This window comes from Planctomycetia bacterium, from assembly GCA_034440135.1.
Taxonomy (GTDB): domain Bacteria; phylum Planctomycetota; class Planctomycetia; order Pirellulales; family JALHLM01; genus JALHLM01.
This window is the reverse complement of the sequence record JAWXBP010000414.1, coordinates 1-19,473: the sequence shown is the minus strand read 5'-3', so window position 1 is coordinate 19,473 and position 19,473 is coordinate 1. Positions and strand designations below refer to the sequence as shown.

Below are 19,473 nucleotides of genomic sequence, written 5' to 3'. Positions count from 1 at the left end.
CACCCGCATAAAGTTTGATGCGGGGTGCCACTGGCGGCTTGTCCGCCAGTGCTGGAGTTGGGCTTGCTATCGAGATCAAAACTGCACTGGCGGACAAGCCGCCAGTGGCACCCGTCGCATTATTTCTTCTGCGTGTGCACTTAGCGCTTCGGGTTGGTGTAGTAGTACGAGCTCGGTAACAAGCAGCCTGGCGTGCCTTCGCGCAGCGGGCGAAGTTGTTCTTGGACTTCGGGGCGATCGAGGCTGTATTGTTCCGGGGACAATTCCGCGGCGCGCTCGAACGATTCGAGCGCTGCTAATGATCGGCCGCCCAGCGCATAGTGGCGGCCCAGTTGAAAACGAAAGTGCGCTTCCGCCGCGGGAGCTGCCTTGATCGCGTCGAAATACGTTTGCTCCGCCGCGACGTATTGATGTTGATCTCGCAGCGTTTCCGCCAGGCTGTCGAAGGCCTGCACGCGGAGCGCAGCCGAGTTTGGCGCGGGACCGCTTTTCAGCAAAGTGATCGCCTCACGAAATCGCTGCGCCGCGTCGTCGTGGCGGCCCATATCGTCTAGGACGCTGCCGAGCAACACTGCCGCTGAAGCGTTGTTCGCGGCGAGCGGCGCGAGGATGGTCATCGCGGCGTCTGGCTCGCCGAGCGACGCCATCAGCGCCGCCCTTTGCACGACTTGGTCCGGTGCAGCATCGGCGGGAAACGGCTCTTTCAGCGCGCGACGATAGGCGGCGATTTGTTCGGTCAATAGATCGCGGAGCCGATCGATCGACATTCCGCCGACGGACTGATTGCTGCCGGCGGCCTCGAGTTGGGCGGACAGCATCGGCAGCCCGGCAAGTCGGCCTTCTTGCAGTCGCTGCTCCAACTGCGTGGTTTGTTGGCGAAAATGGTAGTCCGCAAACACCGCGGGAACTGCGGTAGCGACTAGCGCTCCACTGGCTAGGAATGTCCACGCGGAATTCGGCGCGGTATCGGCTTCGCCGGCGAATAAACAGCGCGCCGCGACGCACCAGGGGAGCATGAGAGCAAGGGCCGATATTTCCCTTCCGAGCCAGGCGAGCACAAAACTGGGCGGCAGGTCGTGGTTGAATGCGCCCCAGGTGGAATCGCCCGCCGTATAAACCGCGGCGGCAAGTGCGACACCGGCGGCGACGCTGATTCTTCCAGCGACGAGGTTCGTTCGTCGGCCCGCGACGAATAATTCTGCGATGCCCCAAGCGATCGGCCAGACGGCGAGCAAATGAACAATGACCAGCGCACGAAACCCGAACGGCCCGACGGGCAACCCGGTCAAATCGCCGTCGACATGTCCAAAGCAAAGCGCTCCGGCGGCAATGCACATTCCCACGGTCGTGGCGGCCAGATGTCGTTGCGTGGCGTCCTTCATGCGTCGCCTCCTGGCGAACTGTTCGCGCCCAAGGCCGCGGCGGTGGCTGGTTTGCGGAGCTTCCAGATCATGCCGTCGAGCGCGTAGTGCATGAACGCCGCCCAGAGATTCAGGCCGGCCCAGAGTTCGCGCCAGGACGTGTTGGCGACATGCGAGAGCAATCCCAGCAGCGTCACATAGAGCGCGAGCACCAGCAGCCAGCGGTTGGCCATTTGCCGGAAAAGTCCCTCGGAACCTTGCGAGCGCCGCCGCCAGGCATAGCTGGTGACGATCGCCAGATATTCGACGGCATGGAACAACGCGGCGGCGACGGTCAGGCGCGTGACGAGGTCGCCATGGCGCCCGCTGATTGCCCAGAGCAGGCTGCCGTACAGTCCGATAACGCTGGCGAGATAAATCACTTTGCCAGGCCGCGCCGTGGGCTGGTCGATGACCTCCGCGAGCAGAATCGCGCCGCCGAAGGCGAGCCAGATGCGATCGAACCACCACAGCCACTGTTGTCCGGTGGAATCGCTCTCCAGCCAGCCGGTCGCCCAGCCGAGCAATCGCAGCGTGACCAGAAACACAAACAGGCGGAGCGCGTGGATATCCAGCCAGCGCCGCCCGCCGCCGGCCTTGCGCCCATAGATGCGGGTGATGCCGGAATGCTGCGAGGCGAAGTGCCAGCCGTTCCAGACGGCGTCAATGAGCACTAGGCAGCGAAACGTGCCGAGCGAAAGATACACGCCGGCGACAGCAACGGCGATTACGAGGCCGAGGCCGATGAACAATCCGCTGCGATCGACGCGGCGATCCGGATCCGCGGTCACAAGCAGCAGCGTGATCCAACGATGCGGCGTGGTGATGAAGAACAACTGCCAGAAATCAATATGCGTCATTCCCTCGCCGGAACTGTACGCTGGCAGCCACGCCAACAACCATGCCACGTTGGCGAAGAACAGCAAATCAAACGCGGGCGAAACAATCCACGCGCTCTCAGCGGGCACGGCGGGGCTGGAGGGAGATTTCACCACGGAGGGCACGGAAAACACGGAGGGCGAAATTCTTGAACCGCTGAGACGCGGAGGAGGAATTTTACCGCGAAACACGCGAAATAGCGCGAAAAAGTTACTGAGTGCGGATGCACCCGGGATCAACTTCGAGTGTTCTACTTTTCGCGTTATTTCGCGTGTTTCGCGGTAAAAGTCTGGCCACTTAGCTTCTTCAGCGACTCCGCGTCTCGGCGGTTCAATTGGTTTACTTCTCCGCGAATTTCGGTTCACGACGGTAACCGAAGAGGCAGCGCTTTTCGATCATGTCGACGACTTCGGCGGGGACCATTTCCCGCCAACTTGCGTCGTGCTGCTGAATTTTGGTCAACACGGCGTCGGAAAAGATGTGCAGGTAGCGGTCGTCGACGTTTTCCAGTTGCTCGATGCAGCCCTTGTCGACCAGGTAACCGTAAAGCTTGCGCAGCTCGGGGGCGATGTCGATGTTCTGCACGTTGCGCAGTTCGCCGGACGCCGCGTCGCGATAGGGGTAGATGAACAGTTTCAGGTCGTTCTTGAACAAGCGGCCGAACGATTCCAGAATGCCGCCGTCGAGCGAGCCGTAGTATTTTTCGTCGAACAACTGCCGCAACGCGGCCCCGCCCATCGTGATGGCGATCTTTTGTTTGGTGTAACGCGACAGGTAAGCCGCGAGGCGGTAGTACTCGAAGTAATCCGAGACCAGCACCGTCGCGCCGGTCGCTCCCAGCACGTCCGCCCGGGCGAGAAAATCGCGATGGTCGATCTGCCCGCCATTGGACAGATTCTGCATCGTGATCTCCATCAACTCGACGACCTGCTCCTGGGGTACGCCGGCGTCCTTGCTAAACTCCTCGCGCGCGGCCCGCATCATGTCGACATTGACGTGCGTGACCGGGCGGAACCGGCCGCGCTCGACCAGAATGGCTTTCTTGTGCAGCACTTCGGACGGCTGCAACACCTCGCCTTTCGAGGAGAACATCGCCGCTCGGCTCAGGCCGAGCTGCACGAGCTTCAAGCTCATCAACCGATTGTCGACATGCCGGAACGCGATTCCGGAGAACTCGATCATGTCGATTTCGATCCGGTTGACCGTCAGGCTGTCGAGCAGCGACTCGACGAGTTGTTCCGGCTCGTGGTTCAAATAGAACGCACCATAAAGCAGGTTCACGCCGACGATGCCGAGCGCTTCTTGTTGCAGCGTGGCCTCGGCATCCAGCATCCGCACGTGGATGATGACCTGGCTGTCTTGATCGCGCGGATGGGCCTGGAACTTCACCCCCATCCAGCCATGGCAGTCGTTGGTGCCTTTGAAATTGCGGGCGGCCACGGTGTCGGCGAACGTGAAGAACGCCGTCATGTCGCCGCGGCTTTCGTTCAGCCGGGCGAGGTTCAGCTCGTGCTCGTAGTCGAGCATGCTCTCCAGCCGCGGGCGGCAAACGTAGCGGTCGCAAGGGCCGTAGATGGCGTCGCTCACGGCCATGTCGTAGGCCGACATGCTCTTGGCGATCGTGCCTGAGGCCCCGCCGACGCGGAAAAACCAGCGGACGACTTCCTGCCCGGCGCCGATCTCGGCGAAGGTGCCGTAGCGGCGGTTATCGAGATTGATTTTCAGCGCTTTGCGATGCGTGTCCAGCTTCTCGCCATTCATGGTCCGGTCCTTCGAATCGCCACGAGTTCGCCCCGAAATCGGGGGCTGAGAATTATACGTCGTTGTTGGACGCGCGCTTGTTAGGGATTGTAGCAAAAACCCCGGCTTTGTCGTTCCGGCGGCGGATTGGCGGGTTCACCACAGAGACACGGAGGCTCGGAGCGGCGGGAGGATTTAACCGCGAAACACGCGAAACACACGAAAAGGAAGAGGGAGGGAGAGCGTGCGCTTCAAGTCTCCCACAGTCTCTTTTCGCGTCATTTCGCGTCTTTCGCGGTTCCTCCTCACTGATTCTCTTGCTTTCTCCGTGTTCTCCGTGACTCCGTGGTGAATCCGACTTATACCCACTCGCCGATGGCGATCAGGCGCTGGATCTCCGGCAGGATTTGACGCATTGCCCGGGCACGGTGGCTGAGGAACGCCTTGACGGTCAGTCCGAGTTCGCCGAAGGTGCGGTGGTATTCGACGATTTCGAACAGCGGGTCGTAGCCGAAGCCCTGGCCGCCGCGCAACTCCGGGATGATCCGTCCCCGGCAATCGGCGTGGCTCTCCGTTCGCAACTTGCCCGTGGGATCGGCGAGCGCGACGTGGCAGACGAACCGCGCCGTGCGCCGCTCCACGGGAATTCCTTGCAGCGCTTGGAGCAGCTTCGTGTTGTTGCGGGCGTCGGTGGCACCGGGATCGGAATACCGTGCCGAGAAGACGCCCGGCGCACCTTTCAAGGCGTCGACCGAGAGCCCGCTGTCGTCGGCCAGCACCCAGCGCCCCAGGTGAATCGCCTGCCGCGCGGCTTTCAGCCGGGCGTTTTCGGCGAACGTGGCGCCATCTTCGACAACCTCGATGGCTTCGGGAAAGTCGGCCAGCGTCTTCACCTCCAGCCCCAACGGCGCGACCAGCCCGGCCAGCTCAATGCCTTTCTTGCGATTCCCCGTCCCCAGCACCAGCAAAGCCATAAGCGTGATCGCGCCGTGAAGATCAAGTTGACTGAGACTGAAAACTGAACACTGAAAACTTCAGACTAACGCATCACTTCCCAATACAAAACCGGCTGAACACGCGGTCCAGCAGATCATTCGTATACACCGCGCCGGCGACTTCGCCAAGCGACTGTAGGGCGGCGCGGATTTCGGCGGCGACTAGTTCATCACCAAGCGAGGCGACGACCAACCGCCTGGCGCGATCGAGCGCCGCGACCGCGTCGTCCAGCGTACCGCGGCACCTGGCCGCCGTGGCGCGTGGGCCGCCGTCGTGGCGATCGAGCCGCTGTACCGCAGCGCGGATGGCGGCGCGTAAGGCGTCGAGTCCTACGCCGGTGACGACGCTGGTGGACAGGTCATTTGAAGGTGATTTCTGCGCTAAATCCGCTTTGGTCCGGACGATGAGTCGCGTTTGATCTACATTCAATGCGCTTCCTGAGAGCATGCCTTGCTCATCAGAGGCGTCGCGACAATGCAGTTCGATATCGGCTCGTCGCTGCGCTTGCCCTCGCTGGGTTTGAGCGCTGGTGACCACCTCGTCTCCGTCACTGGCTTCGACGCCAGCCGTGTCGCAGAGCTCGCAACGGATGCCGTCGAGATCGATCGTGGCCAACAAATAATCGCGCGTCGTGCCGGGAATATCAGCGACGATGGCCTGCCCGCTACCAACCAAGGCGTTGAACAGGCTGCTCTTGCCGGCGTTCGGCGGGCCGACTAGCACGACGCGCGGCAGTTCGGAGCTGGCGTCGCGCTCGCGGAGTTGGGCGGCGAGTTCATCGACCGATTTCCGCACGGTGGTCAGGCGATCGACAAGCGCCTCGGGCGTGATGAAGGCGATATCCTCGTCGACGAAATCGAGCCCCGCTTCCAGATCCGCCAGCAGGTCGAGCAACTCGCTGCGCAGCGCCCAGAGCGGCTCGGCAATGCCGCCGGCAAGTTGTTCCAACGCCGACGCCAGTTCGGCGTCGCTCCGCGCGTCGATCACGCCGAGCACCGCTTCGGCCTGCGTGAGATCGATGCGACCGGCCAGGAAGGCACGCAACGTAAACTCGCCGGGCCTCGCCAAGCGCGCACCGGCCGCGCGGACCGTATCGAGCAGGCTTTCCAACAGCGGCGGCGAGCCGATTGTCTGCAACTCGGCGGACGGCTGGCCGGTGTAGCTGCGTGGCGTCGGCCAGTAGTACAGCCGGCAAGGCAGATCGATTTCGGGCTCGCACAATCGGACGAGTCCCACGACGGCGCGAGCACGCCCAATTCGCGCCGGATCAAAGTCGCGAGCGACAAAGCAGCGGCTCAGCACGTCAGCGACACCGACGCCGGAGATCCGCACAGTCCCCCGCGCCCCGCCGCCCGCGGCACTGGCGACAGCCGCAATGCATTCATCTGTGGAGTGCATCTCGTAGGTCAGGCACCGTGATTGAAGGCAAGTAACCCAGCATCGCAACCAAACACGGTAGCATCCGAAGCCGATGCCGGCCAATTGCCTGACAGGGGACGACGTCGAACCGTCAGGCAATTTGCCAGCGCGGATTTGGGATGTTGGTCGAAGTCAACTCGGTGCGACGTGCCTTGGATTCGGCCAGGGCGCCTGGCTCACTGGACTACTTTTTACCGTCCCCGCGCTTGCCGCGCTCTCGGCGGCGGCGCATTTCCTTCACGTCATTTGTCTCTTCCTTGCCGTTCTGGAAGAGCGCCTTGAATCTGTCGACTGCCGAAGCCTTGCGATTATCGCCGCCCGAGGCGTCTGACGCCGGCGCGGCGCCATTGGCGACTGGCAGCGTCTTGGGCAACAGCTTGCGTTCGGCGATGCCCCACAGGCTCGAAGCGATGAAGTAAATGCACAACCCCGAGGCCACGTGATAAAACATGAAGGCCATGAAAATCATCATGTACTTCATCATCGATTGCTGCAGCTCTTGCTGCGGATCGGTCGCGGGCGGCATGAACAGCTTCTGTTGCCAGAGGAATAGGCCCACGGTAATTAGCGGCAGCACGTTCAAGTGCGAGCCAAGGTAGTGCTCGATGAAGCCCGGCATCATGGCTGACCAGTTCCAGAGCATGTCCGGGGCGGCCAGGTTGCTGCACCAGTCGACGCCCGGGAAAAGTGGCGCTTGGCGGAGTTCCACGTCGACCATCAGCGAGCGATACAGCCCGATGAAGATCGGTAGCTGCAAGAACAGCGGCAGGCAGCCTGCCAGCGGATTGTAGTTGTGTTTGCGGAACAGTTCCTGTTGGGCCTTCATCCGCTGTTCGGGGTTGGTCTTGTGTTTTTCGGCGATCTTCTTCATTTCCGGCTGCAGCATTTGCATCTTCTGCGCGCCGAGAGCCTGTTTCCGACTGATCGGGAACATACACGATCGCACCAGCACGGTGAGCATGATGATCGCGATGCCGTAGTTGCCGGTCACGTAGTAGAAGAAGTGCAGAATCCGTGACATCGGCCGCGCGACCCAGCCGAACAGGCCGTACTCGACGAGCGCGTCCAGCCCGTACGTCGCCAACACGTCGGGCACTTTCGGCCCGGCGAACAAGTGAAAATCGTGACGCAGCGTCTTGCCAGGTTCGACGGTGAGCTCTTTGCTGGTCAAGCGAAACGACGTGTCGACGACTTTGCGATAGCTCGTGTCTTCCGGCACCGGGCCGACGCGCATCGCTTCGATCGACGCGAACCAAGGGTCCTCCTCTAACTCGGGATTCGGTTTTCGATCGGGCTTGAGCACCGCGGAGAAATACTGCGCGTCGACGCCCGTGTAGATGATCGGCCCGTATTTGGAGGAATCAAGCACCGGCTTTTCGTTCTTGGCGATCGCCGGTGCGCCAACGGCGTTGAACTTCGAGACGCCGTTCTGCATGTGGCTGGTGACGACATCGCGGATCCCGGCCGCCGTGAACCATTCCGAGCTGATCTTGCTGCCGTACCACCAGCCTTCGGTGGGCAACCCAGTGGGGCCGTCGAGGCGGTACACGAATTTGTGACTTGCCTCGGTGGGATTCTCAACCGCGATCGAGAACTTGAGTTCGTATCCGCGCGCGTCGCCGACCTTTTCCTTTTCGGTCAAGGGGACCAATTCGTAGCGCTTCTGAATCACGAGGCCGGAATCGAGCGCCATGCGAAAGACCGCCAGCGAGGCGGTGGATTCCGAGAGTTCCCAGTTCGCCGCGTGCAGGTCGACGCCGCCCGCCGGTTTGCCGTCAATGGTGTCCAAATCGACCAGCATCGAGAGCGGATCTTGCTTTTCGCCGCGCTTTTCCGGACGTACCACGGCCAGCGGCGGCTTGATCGGCGTTACGGTGGCCTTCACCGCGGCCTCGCCGCCACGCGAATAGGTAAGCTCGATGACCTTGCCTGGCTCGTGAGTTTCGAGCGCGGCTTGCAATTCGCCCGGCGTCTTGACCACCTTGCCGGCGATCTGCGTGATCACGTCGCCAGCTTGCAATCCGCCCTGCGCGGCGGGCGTGCCGGGACCGACGACGTGGATCGCCACGCCCGTTCCGCCAGCATCGGCTGGCGCGAGGCTACCGATGTAGCCGCCTTTCAGTTCCACGGCATCGTATTGCGGCAGATCACCGTAGCGGGGTTGATTCAATTCAATGCGTTCCACGGCGGCGCCGTGGGAATTAATCGCGACCAGCATCTGATAAGGACTGGCGGGATCGAGCGAGCCGAGCGACGCGTAACGATCGGGCCAATCGGCATTCACGACCACGGCCGGGGCAGGTTGTTCGCCCGCGGCAGCCTCGGCGGCAACCGCCGGTTCGTCGCCGTTTTCCTTTTCCTCGCCATCCGCCGGCTGATCTTTCGCCGCGACTTCGGCGGCTTCTTGCGCTGGCGGTTTCTCTGCCTGCGGTTTGGGACCGACCCCGAGCGCCCCCAGCAAGAGCTGGTAGCCCATCAACAGGCCGAAAGCAACGACGAGGAACGTGACGAATCGCTTGTCCATACCAACTATTCTCCCAACCGGCCGGCCATCTTGGAGGGCCGCCTCCGGATATGTGTCGCAGCGAGCGAATCGTCGCAGGCTCGAAAAAGAATCGTGCAGGATACCCGGCCAGGAGCGCCGCTTACCAGCCCGTAGCGCCAGCGAGGGAGAGTTGACGACGTCTTGAGCTTCCGGCTCAAACTCTCACCGACGTCCACTCTCCCTCGCTGGCGCTACGGGCTAGTGTCGCAATGCCTCGACTTCGCGTTCAGCGGCCGTCGAGCAAGCGGTCCCCCAGGAAATTGTCCAGTTCGGGGGTGTCGTAGATCTTCTGCCGGGTCTTTTCGACCGGATATTCCACGCGGCGGTAGCGCACCAAATCGTTGTCGATGATCACGTAGCAGGCCCGAGGATCGCCGTCCCGCGGCTGTCCGACGGAGCCGACGTTCATCATCGCTTTTTCGTCGGACAGACTGTACTGGTAGCCGATCTCTTCGGGGCTGAAAAAGTTCAGGTTCTGCGTAAACACGCCCGGCACGTGGGTGTGCCCTTGGAAACAGTGGTGTTCCACCAACGAGAAGAGCTTCTCCATCTTCTTCTGGTTGTAGATGTCCTCAGGGAACACGTATTCGTTCAGCGGATTCCGCGGTGACCCGTGGACGAAGAGAAAACCGTTTTCGCGGCGCGACCGGGGCAATTCCCCGAGGAAATCCCAGCGCTTGGCATTGTCTTCGGGCTTTCCGGCGGAGCTTTCCAATTGCTTGCGGGTCCAGAAGATAGCCTTCTCGGCTCCGGAGTTGAACCCTTCGGGATCGAACAGGGCGCCCTGATCGTGGTTGCCCAGAATGGTCACCCGACACTTGGCGATGACCTTGTCGATGCATTCGCGCGGGTTCGGCCCGTAGCCGATAATATCCCCCAGGCAGTAGATCTCTTCGACCTGCTGCTGACGAATGTCCTCGAGCACTGCTTCCAGTGCTTCAAGGTTCCCGTGGATATCGCTAATTAGCGCCCGCTTCACGCCGGAGGGCCCTCCCCATCAGAGTCCCTTCCACTCCCCGAGTGTTGCCACATGACCGGCATGGTGAAAGAGCATACCAACGTCCGGTTTGGCGTGCACCGCGAGACACCCGAGCCTCGTTTCGCACGCCCCCATTCGCTGTCCTAAACGCAACCGGTAATGTAAGTTAGTGTGCAATGAGGGTCAAGGCAACCGCCGTTCGGGTGGTCTGGCGAAGCGGGCGAACCTCCATCGGCGTAACCGGCGCGGCCGTTACGAGCTGTCCGGCCAGTGGCGAAATTCGGCAGCGGGGAGACCGGTTTGCGGATCGTAGCATTGGAAACGAGCGGCGTCACAGCGTCGGTGGCCCTGGCCGAGGGGCCGCAACTCATCGCCGCAGCGGCCTTGCCCGGCCAGCGCCGGAGCACTCAATCTCTGGCTCCGACGATGCGTTCGTTACTGGAACAAGCCGGCTGGCGACCGGCCGACGTGGAGTTGCTCGCCGTCTCGATCGGACCTGGCTCCTTCACGGGGCTGCGGCTGGGGGTCGCGACCGCCAAGCTGTTTGCCTACGCCACCGGCGCGAAAGTGCGCGGCGTGGATACGCTCCGCGTCATTGCGGCGCAAGTGGAGAGTAAGAGCGAGAACATCCAAGTTGTGCTCGATGCCGGGCGCGGCGAATTGCTGATCGGACACTTTTGTTTTGCAACTGACGGCGAAACGCTATCGACGGCGCCAACGCAACTTGTTGAGTCCGCAACCTGGCTCCTCAAAACGTCGTTCGATGCAACTCTCACCGGCACTGGATTGCGACTCATTCGCGATCGCCTGCCGACCGGCGCAACGATTACCAGCGAAGCATGCTGGGAACCGCGCGCAGCCACCGTTGCGCAACTTGCTTGGCGCGATGTGCAGCAGGGACTTGTCGACGATATCTGGACGCTCGCGCCGGTGTACTATCGCCGCAGCGCGGCGGAAGAAGTCTGGGAGCGGAAGCAAGGCAACGCTGGCTAAGCTCGCCGCGCGACGAGCTTACCTTCCCAAGCACATCGCTTCGACAAGGCCGTGCAATCGCGAGCCGCCGCCCAATAAGATGATATGGTTCACCTGCCGGCGGCGCTGCTGCGTGCCGTAGTACGTGATTGTGCGGTGAATTTCTTCCAGCAAGCTCTGAAACGCCGGCTGCAGCGCCTGATCCAGAAGATGCGCCGCGGGGACGGCGAACGGCTGCCGCTTTTGGCGCTCCGCTTCCGCGTGCGTGAGTTTCAGCTCTTTCACCAACGCTTTGGTGAACGTGTTACCGCCGTTGCCGCCCGTGCGAGTCCACACGCTTTGAGTGTGGCCGATGATCGTGTTGATGGCGTCGGCCCCGATGTCGAGGGCCATCATTACTTCCTCTTCGTCGGCCGCATCATTTCGTGACGTGGACCAGTGCCCCTCGTAGGCCAGCAGGTTGTAGATGGCGAGTGAATCCGCTTGCAGCACGTCGGGGCGAACCTCGATGCTTTCCAGCAATGCCAGTCGATCCCGCAAGACAGTTTGGCGCACGGCGAACAGCGCGGCCTCGCGATCATAACGATTCGCGGCGTTGTCCGAGCCGAACACATGGTAATCCCAGGCGACTTGATCGATTGGCACCGGAATCTGCCGCGGCGTTTCGTACTTCATTAACTCCGGAATCTTCTTCGCATCCACCGGCGGCAACTTGAACGAGCGCGAGAGGAGCGATTGCCCGGGAAAACTGACGCAGACCTTTCCGTCGGCGATATCATACTTCGCGCGTAGTCGCTGCCAGGTCTTCCCGACAACTTCGGCAACGTTGACGCCCGCCTGATTCAACGGAACCTCATGAACGAGTTGCTCCGCGGCGTCGGCGCTGACGTCTCCTTTCTCGTTTACGCGCAACCGTAGCGCTTTGAGTGATTGCGTCCCCAGATCAATGCCCCAGACGACGTGCGCGTCCCGCTTGCGAACCGCGCGGGAAAGGCGCTGCCAAAGCTTTTCGCCGGATTCGAGCTTGAGCTTGGGGCTCAGCGCCGCTTTGCCGAGGCCTTCGAGCGCCAGCCCCGCCGCGACGCAGAATTGCTCGTAGCGAGTTCCCAGCACCGCCTTCACGTCGCCCGCAGCGGTGATGCGTTTCCAAGCGGCGACAAGCTCCACCTTGCAACCCACGGCGGGCCTCTCCGGTTGCGAACGTAGCGGAACCGCAAAGCCTGCGGCGATTTGCGAGGTGCGGCGCTGCTTCAATTGCTCGACGAGCTTGGCCGCTGCGGCATCGGCGGGCTGAAGTTTTGTCAGCTTGTCGCCCAGCCGGCAAAGCGTTTCCGTGAGTACTAGCGCCGAACGCAATTGTCGTGACAGCCAAGACGCTTCGCGGGCAAAATCAAGCGCCTTGGCGACGTCGGGCGTGCGCATCTCGGCGGGAATCTGCTCCAACAACTCGACCGCTTCGTCAGGGCGCGATTCCGCGAGCTTGCGTTTCCCGAGCGCGAGATGGCGATCCCGCCGTTCGCCTTGATTTTCGTGCTCCAACACGCGCAATTTGCCGACCATCGCCCGGGCTTGCTCATGTTGCGGTTTCAGCACCAGCAGGCGTTCGACTTTGGGCAATAGCCCGAAATGCTCTTTAGCGGCGAGCGCCGCGCGAATGGCGCGGACCAGTTGTTCCGCCTCGTCGCGAAAGGCCGCGGCGCGGGTGAGCAATTGCCGAACGTCTTCGGTGCGGATGCCTTCGGGAACTTGCTCCAGGAGCGCCGCCGCGCGATCGAAATCGGCGTGCTCCATTGCTGCTCGCGCGCCCGTCAGCAGCTCGTCGCGGCGTCGCTCGGCCTCGTTCAAGATCGCGTCGCACTGCTTTGACTCTTGCTCGGCGCGCCGCCGCAGCCCGTAGAGCAACGGATCCGAATCGGTCGCTAGGCGACGCAATTGTTGCTGTGCCTGCGCGAACTGGGCGGCGTTTCGCAAGGCGACGCCTTCGTTGAGCATCGCCTGTGCGGCTTGAATGCGCTCGTGAAACGTCTCGCCGACTGCGAAGCCGCAGCCGCCACAGAACTTTTCCGCGAGCCCCCCCGTTTCGCCGCATTCCGGACACGGCCCTTGCAGCGGCGCGCCACATTCCCTGCAAAACCTGCGCTCGGCGTCGTTCCGCGCATGGCAGTTGTGACATTCGGCGAAGGTGAGTTCGCTCGGCATGCTGATCGGCGACGCCGGGGCGTCGAAGCGGCGGTCTTGGACAGGTCGGTTAGACATAAGCGACAAGTTGTTGCGTGAATGCGTGCGCTATTGCCGGAAATCAGGCGTTTCAATCCAGAGGACGTCGACTACGAGCGGTTCCTTAGCGCTGCGGTCGCGTGGCGGGGCTTCCGTGGGGCGTGTGATCATCACGTCGACGCTCCTCAAACGACCCGCGTCAGGCAATCGCTCGACGCTCTCCAGCCAATTGCCTTGCTTGATCAAACGCGATTCCGACTTCTTCAACTGCCGCCGATAGAAGCCCTGCACCGACGCGACCCGCTCTTCTTGCTCCATGCGCACGTAGTGCACGACCAATTCCGGGCCCGCTACGGAGCTGAGCTGCGCAGGCCACTGCCGGGGCCATGCCAGGTGATACTCGCTGATCACTTGCGCCGCGGTCGGCAATCGCAGCGGCAATCCACCGCGACTCGTCGCCGTCTCACTGTCGTCGGTCGTCGTCGCTTGAGCGCCGCAATCGCTGCTGGTGAAGTTGGGCGTGGCCGTGGCGCCGGAAAGCGCGCCTTGTGACGCCGAACGCAACCGTTCGTTGATCGCCTTGACCAGGCTCTCCGTCGCGACCATCCATTCTTCCTTGGCTTTCTTTTCGGACTGGAATCGCTGCACTTCAGGATTGTCCGACTCGACCAGTTTGGGCTTCTCGGCCTTGTCTCCCAACGACGAACGATGGACCAGCGCGTCTTCGCGCGGCATGGACTTCACGGCCAGCAACAAGCCAGGGTCGAGGAACTTGGTCACGTCCGCGTGATCTTTCTCCCAGGCCTTGGCCCCTGTCGACCAGCGGCGCTTCAGCAACAGCGCTGTTTCGCGCCGCACATCGTGGAGTGGCAGCGCCGTCGCTAAGGCTATCAGCTCGCGTTCCGCCGCGAGGTTGTCCACTTCGCGCACGCGCTGCGCGACAACCCTGGCAAAGTCCGGCGCCCAGAGTTCCGTGCTGATCTGTACGGTGCGTTCCGTTATCGGCTGACCATCGGAGGACGTGTCGTTGCGGGAGGCCCGACCCAAGGTTTCCAACAGCGCATCCTTGCCGTAGGGAGTGAATTGCTTCTCCAGTTTGCGTCGTGTTTCCAAGTCGCAGTTCCGCCCCGCGTACAACACGCTCTGCGCCGGCAAGTTGACGAAATCGGCCGTCATCAACCAACTCACTAGTCGTTCGCGCAACGGCCCTGTCTTGCCGCTTGCGACGAGTTCCACGGCGACCGCGCGGCGGAAACGGGCGCTCGATTGATTCTTGACTTGCTTCAGGCACTCCTCTTGTAGGCCATTGGCGTCCAGATCGCCGATCAAGCTCGGCCGCACCTGCTCGGCCTTGGCGAGCACTGTGAGGAGCATGTCTTCATGCTTCGGATGCCGATTCGTCGCTAATGCCTTGAGCGTTGCCTCGACCAGGCGCTTGTCGGTCAGGTCGGTGGCCAGTGTTCCCAGCAGCGCCCTGCGCAATCCCTTGCGCGCCGCGGCGCTGTTATTCGCCCCGAGGGCGGCCACGCAAGCCTCGGCGAGTTGCGGATTCGCACGCCGCTGCGCCGTGCTGCCGCCGAGGGGAAAGCCGTCTTCGTCGACGGCCGCGCTCGTTTGCGACGATGGTTCCACGTGGGAGGACGCGCCGTCCGCCGGCGCGATCTTGTCCGGGGCTTCGAGCAGCTCGACGATCAATTCCCCCGCCGCTTCATCGTTGACGCGCAGCGCAGCCCAATCGTTCACCGTGCGCACCAATCGCGGATCGTTCATCCGTTTGGCTTCGCGAAAGTCGTCGGCGGTCCATAGGCGCCCATCCTCCGGACGCAACCTCTGCGCAACTTCCTCATCATCCGGCGCCGTCTTGCGCGGTTCCGCCGTGCGCGGCTTGGCCCCGCCCTGCGTTTCCTTGGCGGCGAGTCCGCGTCCAACGCCAGCGACGACTTTCGTGTTCTTGACTTCTTCGACCGGCGTCGTCACAACGTTCGCCGTCACCTCGGCCGCGACTACTTCGTCCTCGGCTACCGACTTTCTCGGCGGCGGCAGCGGATCGGCTGAGCTACATGCGTTGGCGAGCGCCAATGACGCAATGAACGCGAACGCGTACAGCGATCGGCAAACGGCGCTCGGCGGATGCTTGGGCACAGGAGACATAGAACAGCTCTGCGAACGTCGAGACGTTTCGTGTTGCGATGACGCGCCGCCGCCTCGGAGCGAAACGCGTTCGCTCCGAGGTCGGCCTGCGCAATCGTTCACGCATCGTTCCGCGCAACGTGAGTTGCGCGAATTGCGGACTACTGATCCAGGTTGCCCTTGTTCGGGTTCTTCTGCAGGAAGACGCCCGAGAAGATCAATGCGCGTTCCAGTTCCACCTTGCTATCGGAGTAACCGATCGAGGCGACGTCTGCGCCCGCCGGGATGATGAAGCCCGGGTTCAGGTAGCCGTCCTTGTTGGTGTCCTGGAAGGTCTTCACGCTGCCGTCAGCGAACAGAATGTTGCAACTGCCGGCATGGACCGGACCGAAGTCGCGGTAGTCCTGCAGGTGATCGTACGGCTGCGCCGGCGTACCGGTCGGCGGCTGTTCCTTGGCGTAGACGCTCGTGGCAGGGTTGGCGCTATCGTAGGCTGTCACGTCGCCGGAGGTGCCCCACGCAACGAGCTTGTCGGTCGCGGCATTCGCCAGGCAGGGGCCGTCCGAAAACGACTCCACCAGACGGGAACCTTGCGGCATGAAGCCGGGAATGGCCGACTTCAGAAACGCTTCCTTGACGTCGCCTACGTTGGCGTCCGCCGCGAGCGGAATCACCGACGAGCTATGCGGGCAGGTGTCGACGACTTCCAGGCGCAAGGGGCCGAGCGTGGCGACCAAGCCCTTGATCTTCTTGCCATTCTCATAAACGAGGGTCTGTTCCGAGCCGGCAGCTACCGCCGTCAAGGAGGGGGCCGAACGGGACATGAACCAGGTGGTCATGTAGTTCGTGCCGTAGCCCTTGGTGAGGAAGTGATCGGCGATCGCCTTGCCTTTGTCGGCGTCGGCCGCAGCGGTGATGGTCGGCGTGGCGCCCAAGTTAATCGCGGTAGGATCGGCTGTTTCTCCCGCCTTGGCCGTAGGAACGCCGAGGTAGTCGTTCAACTTCTCCGAGCCCTTCGCCGGATTCGACGGGCAGAGCAATTCTTGCGGCTTGCCCACGCCCGCGTTGACCATGTCAGCGACCCAGCCGATGGTGTCGATCGAGCCGTCGCGTTGACCGTCATAGGCGCCGGTGCTGAGCCGCTTGTTCGGGTCTTTGTCCGCGAACGTCGCAAAGCTCATGTAGAACTGCTTCAAATTGCTCGCGCACTGCGTGCGGCGCGCGGCCTCGCGCGCGGCGCCGAGCGCCGGCAACAACAAGGCAATCAAAATGGCAATCACGGCGATGACCACCAACATCTCGACGAGCGTAAAACCGCCGCGCCTGTGCATCCTCATTCGCATGGAAAAACTCCTCGACCTTTCTTACGGCCACGATTGATGACGAGACCAAAACACTCTGCCGGCGCGACGTTGCGCCGGAACATGACGGAGGAACGGGAATGTCGAATTGCGAAATCCGAGTGTCGAATCAAGCTCGACTGACGAATGTCGAAAATGTTGTCATATAGAACGAACTACACACCGGAAATCAGTTGGTTCTCAGTTGCTGCGCTGCAACGTCCACTCGCTGAAGACCACGTCGCCGGGCAGCTCTTCGTTCGAGGTCTTAAAGCCGTTGCGGCCGTCGGCGGTGAAGCCGTTGTTCAGGAGTCCGTCGCCGTCTTCGTCGACGAACGTTCGCACGCTGCCGTCGGCGAACAGCACGTTGCAAGTGCGCTGCGTTCCGCCGCCGTGGACGGGGCCGAAGTCGCGGAAATCCTGCTTGCTTTCTCGCGACCACTTGGCCCACCAGCCCAGGGTGCCGCCGCGAGGCGTATTGCCGGCGAAATGCGGCGTTTTCATGTCGTTAATGGATACCGGGCCGTCGCTGAACGATTCGACGAACCGCTCGCCCGGCGAAAACGCGTCGAGCTTCACGGTCAGCGTCCCTTCGCCAACCGCGGTCGGTTGACCGCAAGCGAGCAGCGGAATCCGCGTGATGGCGCTTTCGCCTACGTCGGATTTAGCCTGATGCAACGGTCCCATGGTCGAGGAGCGCGCCGACGGGGACGCCGGACAGGTCGCCGTCGATTTCAAGTTGCCGCTGGCGTCGAGCGCCGGCTCTGTGCGCACTAGATACCAACTGGCCGTGTAGTTGGTGTTGTAGCCCTTCTCGAGAATCTCTTTGACGATGACCTTCAACCGTTCAGGGCTATTCGGCGGTAGTTCCAGCAACTTCCGGCAAGGGTTCTTAACCTCGGAGCCGTCGATCGAAGTGGTCGGCTTGCTGCCCGCGGGATCGATGCCGCATTTCGGAAAGGAACTCGCCGTGGCCGTCAGCAAGTCGTGATACGTCTCGGATAGCTTGTGCGGATTCGCCGGACAAAGCATCGCGCCCACGTCGCCGCCTTGGTTGACTAGGTCGGCGACCCAACCTTGCTCGGTGACCGCGCCATCCCAGCGCCAATCGAATGCGCCGCTACAGTATCGGTTCTTCCGCGCGGCGAAGGCGTGCATGCCGATGCCCAGTTCGCGCAGATTGTTCTTGCACGACGTGCTTCTTGCCGAGGTGCGCGCCATGTTCAGCGCCGGCAGCGCGAGCGCGATCAAGAGGCCGATGATCGTAATGACCACCAACAACTCAACTAAGGTGAATCCTCTCCGCCGCAACATTCGCGATCGCTCCGAGCGGAGCGCCCCCTGAATAAGTTGCGGGGCATTCTGGAGTACGAATGTTTGAGTTTGATGAACCGGGCGTGCGATGTTTCCGAGGTTTTCGTGAGCGCCCACTCATTGCGAATGGGGCAGCTAACAACTGGCATATAGACGCCGCAAGGCAATCGCGCGCACTTTATTCCGCGCGCACACACGTGCCATCCGCATGCTGTATCGCGGGTTGAGCCAATCGCAGCATGCGCGGTGACCCGCCAGCAACGCTATCGGCGAAATCTCGAAAGCGATGTCGACGCAAGAAACTTGATTGCGCCGTCGCGAGGATTTTGTTGCGGAAAGCCACGAGTCGTGAAGCGCATCGACCCACCCGCTATTCGTGGAAGCGAATTTCCCCCGCCCCTCAGTGAAGCCCGTCGCACCTGCAATAAATGTCGACTCGGCAATGGGACGGATGCGAGGAGCCAAATCCTGCTCCTCGTGCCCGAAAGGGCCCAGACGGCAATTCGCTGTGCATTGGTGAGCCGAGACTCGAATTGCGCAAACGCGAAAGGCCCCGACTAGCGGGGCCTGTGCATCGCAACGGCGGACTCAGTCCGCTATTTCTTCTTCTCGTTGTGCAGGGTGTGCTTGCGCACGCGCGGGCAGTACTTCATCAGCTTCAACTTTTCGCCGCCGGGCTTGCGCCAGAGGGTGTAATTATAGTCCCCGGTCTCGCTGCAGACGAGGTGGACGACTTCCGCTTTTTTCTTGCTCTTGGCCATGACGTAAACACCTGTCTGATATGCAATTCGGGAATTTCGCAACCGCGGGCTGGACGCCCTGCGGCCGCAACGGGTTCAAACTGGGCCGTACTCGACTCGAACGAGTGACCTCCACGGTGTGAGCATGGCGCTCTAACCAACTGAGCTAACGGCCCGCACGCCCGGCAGCTGGCTGCCGAGACCCAGTATTTAACACTTTAGTTCGGAGGCCCGCAACCGGGGTTGGTTCGGGGGCGAGTCCTACGACTGTGGTGCTAGGCTAGCCTTTGAGAGAAATCGCAATGGCGATGATGACGATGATAGCGGCCAAGTTTAGCAACCAGCCCCGCAGTTTCCGGAAGTCGACGGGCTGCCGTCCTCGACTACTCTCCGGCGACTTGTACGGGTTGTCGTCCATGCCTCCAATTTTACGCGATTGATGAAACTCGATCCAATTCCCGTGCTATTTATTCGGCCCTGCCAACCCCGGAACTTGGGGTAGTTCCTCCCGGGCAAGAGGGATAAAATTCGGCCCCTTGGATGCCGCGTGCCCTGCTGGGCCGCGCGATTGCTGGCCCATGGAATGGACGTCGATGCCTGCGGAACGGACGCCGCCGCTGGAGGAGCATGGTTGGTTAGGTCGCCTGTTGGGCGGCGTGACGCGGCTGGTGCTTCGCTTTCCACGAGCGATCCTGGGCATCGGCGTGGGGCTCGCGGTCGTTTCCGTGCTCTTCACGGCCTGGCGGTTGGAATACAAGGCCAGCCGCGTCGAGCTCCTCAGCCCCACGAGCGAATACAACCG

14 protein-coding genes and 1 tRNA gene are annotated in these 19,473 nt (G+C 62.0%); 2 read left to right on the top strand and 13 right to left on the bottom strand.

Annotated elements, in window-relative coordinates:
• Window positions 1–140: 140 nt before the first annotated feature.
• The 7 genes from SGJ19_24225 to SGJ19_24195 form a co-directional block, all read right to left on the bottom strand.
• The gene (locus SGJ19_24225; GenBank protein ID MDZ4783366.1) at window positions 141–1,382 is read right to left on the bottom strand and encodes a tetratricopeptide repeat protein; all 1,242 of its coding nucleotides are present in this window, start codon (window positions 1,380–1,382) and stop codon (window positions 141–143) included.
• Window positions 1,379–2,413 carry a hypothetical protein gene (locus SGJ19_24220; GenBank protein ID MDZ4783365.1) on the bottom strand — a complete coding sequence of 345 codons (1,035 nt, stop codon included), beginning with the start codon at window positions 2,411–2,413 and terminating at the stop codon, window positions 1,379–1,381. Before SGJ19_24220 ends, SGJ19_24225 begins: the two co-directional genes overlap by 4 nt.
• A 205-nt stretch (window positions 2,414–2,618) precedes the next feature.
• Window positions 2,619–4,040: a TonB-dependent receptor gene (locus tag SGJ19_24215; protein MDZ4783364.1), complete on the bottom strand. Its 1,422-nt coding sequence runs from the start codon at window positions 4,038–4,040 to the stop codon at window positions 2,619–2,621.
• Window positions 4,041–4,378: 338 nt separating this feature from the next.
• On the bottom strand, window positions 4,379–4,993 hold the full coding sequence (gene rdgB, locus SGJ19_24210; protein MDZ4783363.1) for an RdgB/HAM1 family non-canonical purine NTP pyrophosphatase: 615 nt from the start codon (window positions 4,991–4,993) through the stop codon (window positions 4,379–4,381).
• A gap of 73 nt (window positions 4,994–5,066) precedes the next feature.
• On the bottom strand, window positions 5,067–6,413 hold the full coding sequence (locus SGJ19_24205) for a GTPase (GenBank protein ID MDZ4783362.1): 1,347 nt from the start codon (window positions 6,411–6,413) through the stop codon (window positions 5,067–5,069).
• Window positions 6,414–6,618: 205 nt separating this feature from the next.
• Window positions 6,619–8,958, bottom strand: a complete 2,340-nt coding sequence (locus tag SGJ19_24200; GenBank protein ID MDZ4783361.1) for a YidC/Oxa1 family insertase periplasmic-domain containing protein — start codon at window positions 8,956–8,958, stop codon at window positions 6,619–6,621.
• Between the two features lie 247 nt (window positions 8,959–9,205).
• Entirely contained in the window at window positions 9,206–9,958 is a 753-nt protein-coding gene (locus tag SGJ19_24195) for a metallophosphoesterase family protein (protein MDZ4783360.1), read from the bottom strand.
• A 300-nt stretch (window positions 9,959–10,258) separates the two neighbouring features.
• Between SGJ19_24195 and tsaB the strand changes: the two genes are divergently transcribed.
• Window positions 10,259–10,951 (top strand): tRNA (adenosine(37)-N6)-threonylcarbamoyltransferase complex dimerization subunit type 1 TsaB, encoded by a 693-nt coding sequence (tsaB, locus tag SGJ19_24190; GenBank protein MDZ4783359.1) that lies wholly within the window; start codon window positions 10,259–10,261, stop codon window positions 10,949–10,951.
• Window positions 10,952–10,969: 18 nt separating this feature from the next.
• On the opposite strand, the gene pilM is transcribed toward tsaB, so the two are convergent.
• From pilM to SGJ19_24160, 6 genes are all read right to left on the bottom strand, one after another.
• On the bottom strand, window positions 10,970–13,186 hold the full coding sequence (pilM, locus tag SGJ19_24185) for a pilus assembly protein PilM (protein MDZ4783358.1): 2,217 nt from the start codon (window positions 13,184–13,186) through the stop codon (window positions 10,970–10,972).
• Between the two features lie 30 nt (window positions 13,187–13,216).
• The gene (locus SGJ19_24180; protein ID MDZ4783357.1) at window positions 13,217–15,298 is read right to left on the bottom strand and encodes a hypothetical protein; all 2,082 of its coding nucleotides are present in this window, start codon (window positions 15,296–15,298) and stop codon (window positions 13,217–13,219) included.
• A 140-nt stretch (window positions 15,299–15,438) separates the two neighbouring features.
• Window positions 15,439–16,620: a DUF1559 domain-containing protein gene (locus SGJ19_24175; GenBank protein MDZ4783356.1), complete on the bottom strand. Its 1,182-nt coding sequence runs from the start codon at window positions 16,618–16,620 to the stop codon at window positions 15,439–15,441.
• Between the two features lie 198 nt (window positions 16,621–16,818).
• Window positions 16,819–17,931 (bottom strand): DUF1559 domain-containing protein, encoded by a 1,113-nt coding sequence (locus tag SGJ19_24170; GenBank protein MDZ4783355.1) that lies wholly within the window; start codon window positions 17,929–17,931, stop codon window positions 16,819–16,821.
• A 596-nt stretch (window positions 17,932–18,527) separates the two neighbouring features.
• Window positions 18,528–18,692 (bottom strand): 50S ribosomal protein L33, encoded by a 165-nt coding sequence (rpmG, locus tag SGJ19_24165; protein ID MDZ4783354.1) that lies wholly within the window; start codon window positions 18,690–18,692, stop codon window positions 18,528–18,530.
• Window positions 18,693–18,773: 81 nt separating this feature from the next.
• Window positions 18,774–18,847, bottom strand: a tRNA-Val gene (locus SGJ19_24160).
• A gap of 417 nt (window positions 18,848–19,264) precedes the next feature.
• On the opposite strand from SGJ19_24160, the gene SGJ19_24155 reads away from it, so the two are divergent.
• Window positions 19,265–19,473: hypothetical protein (locus tag SGJ19_24155; GenBank protein ID MDZ4783353.1), on the top strand; the 209-nt coding region annotated here is incomplete at its 3' end.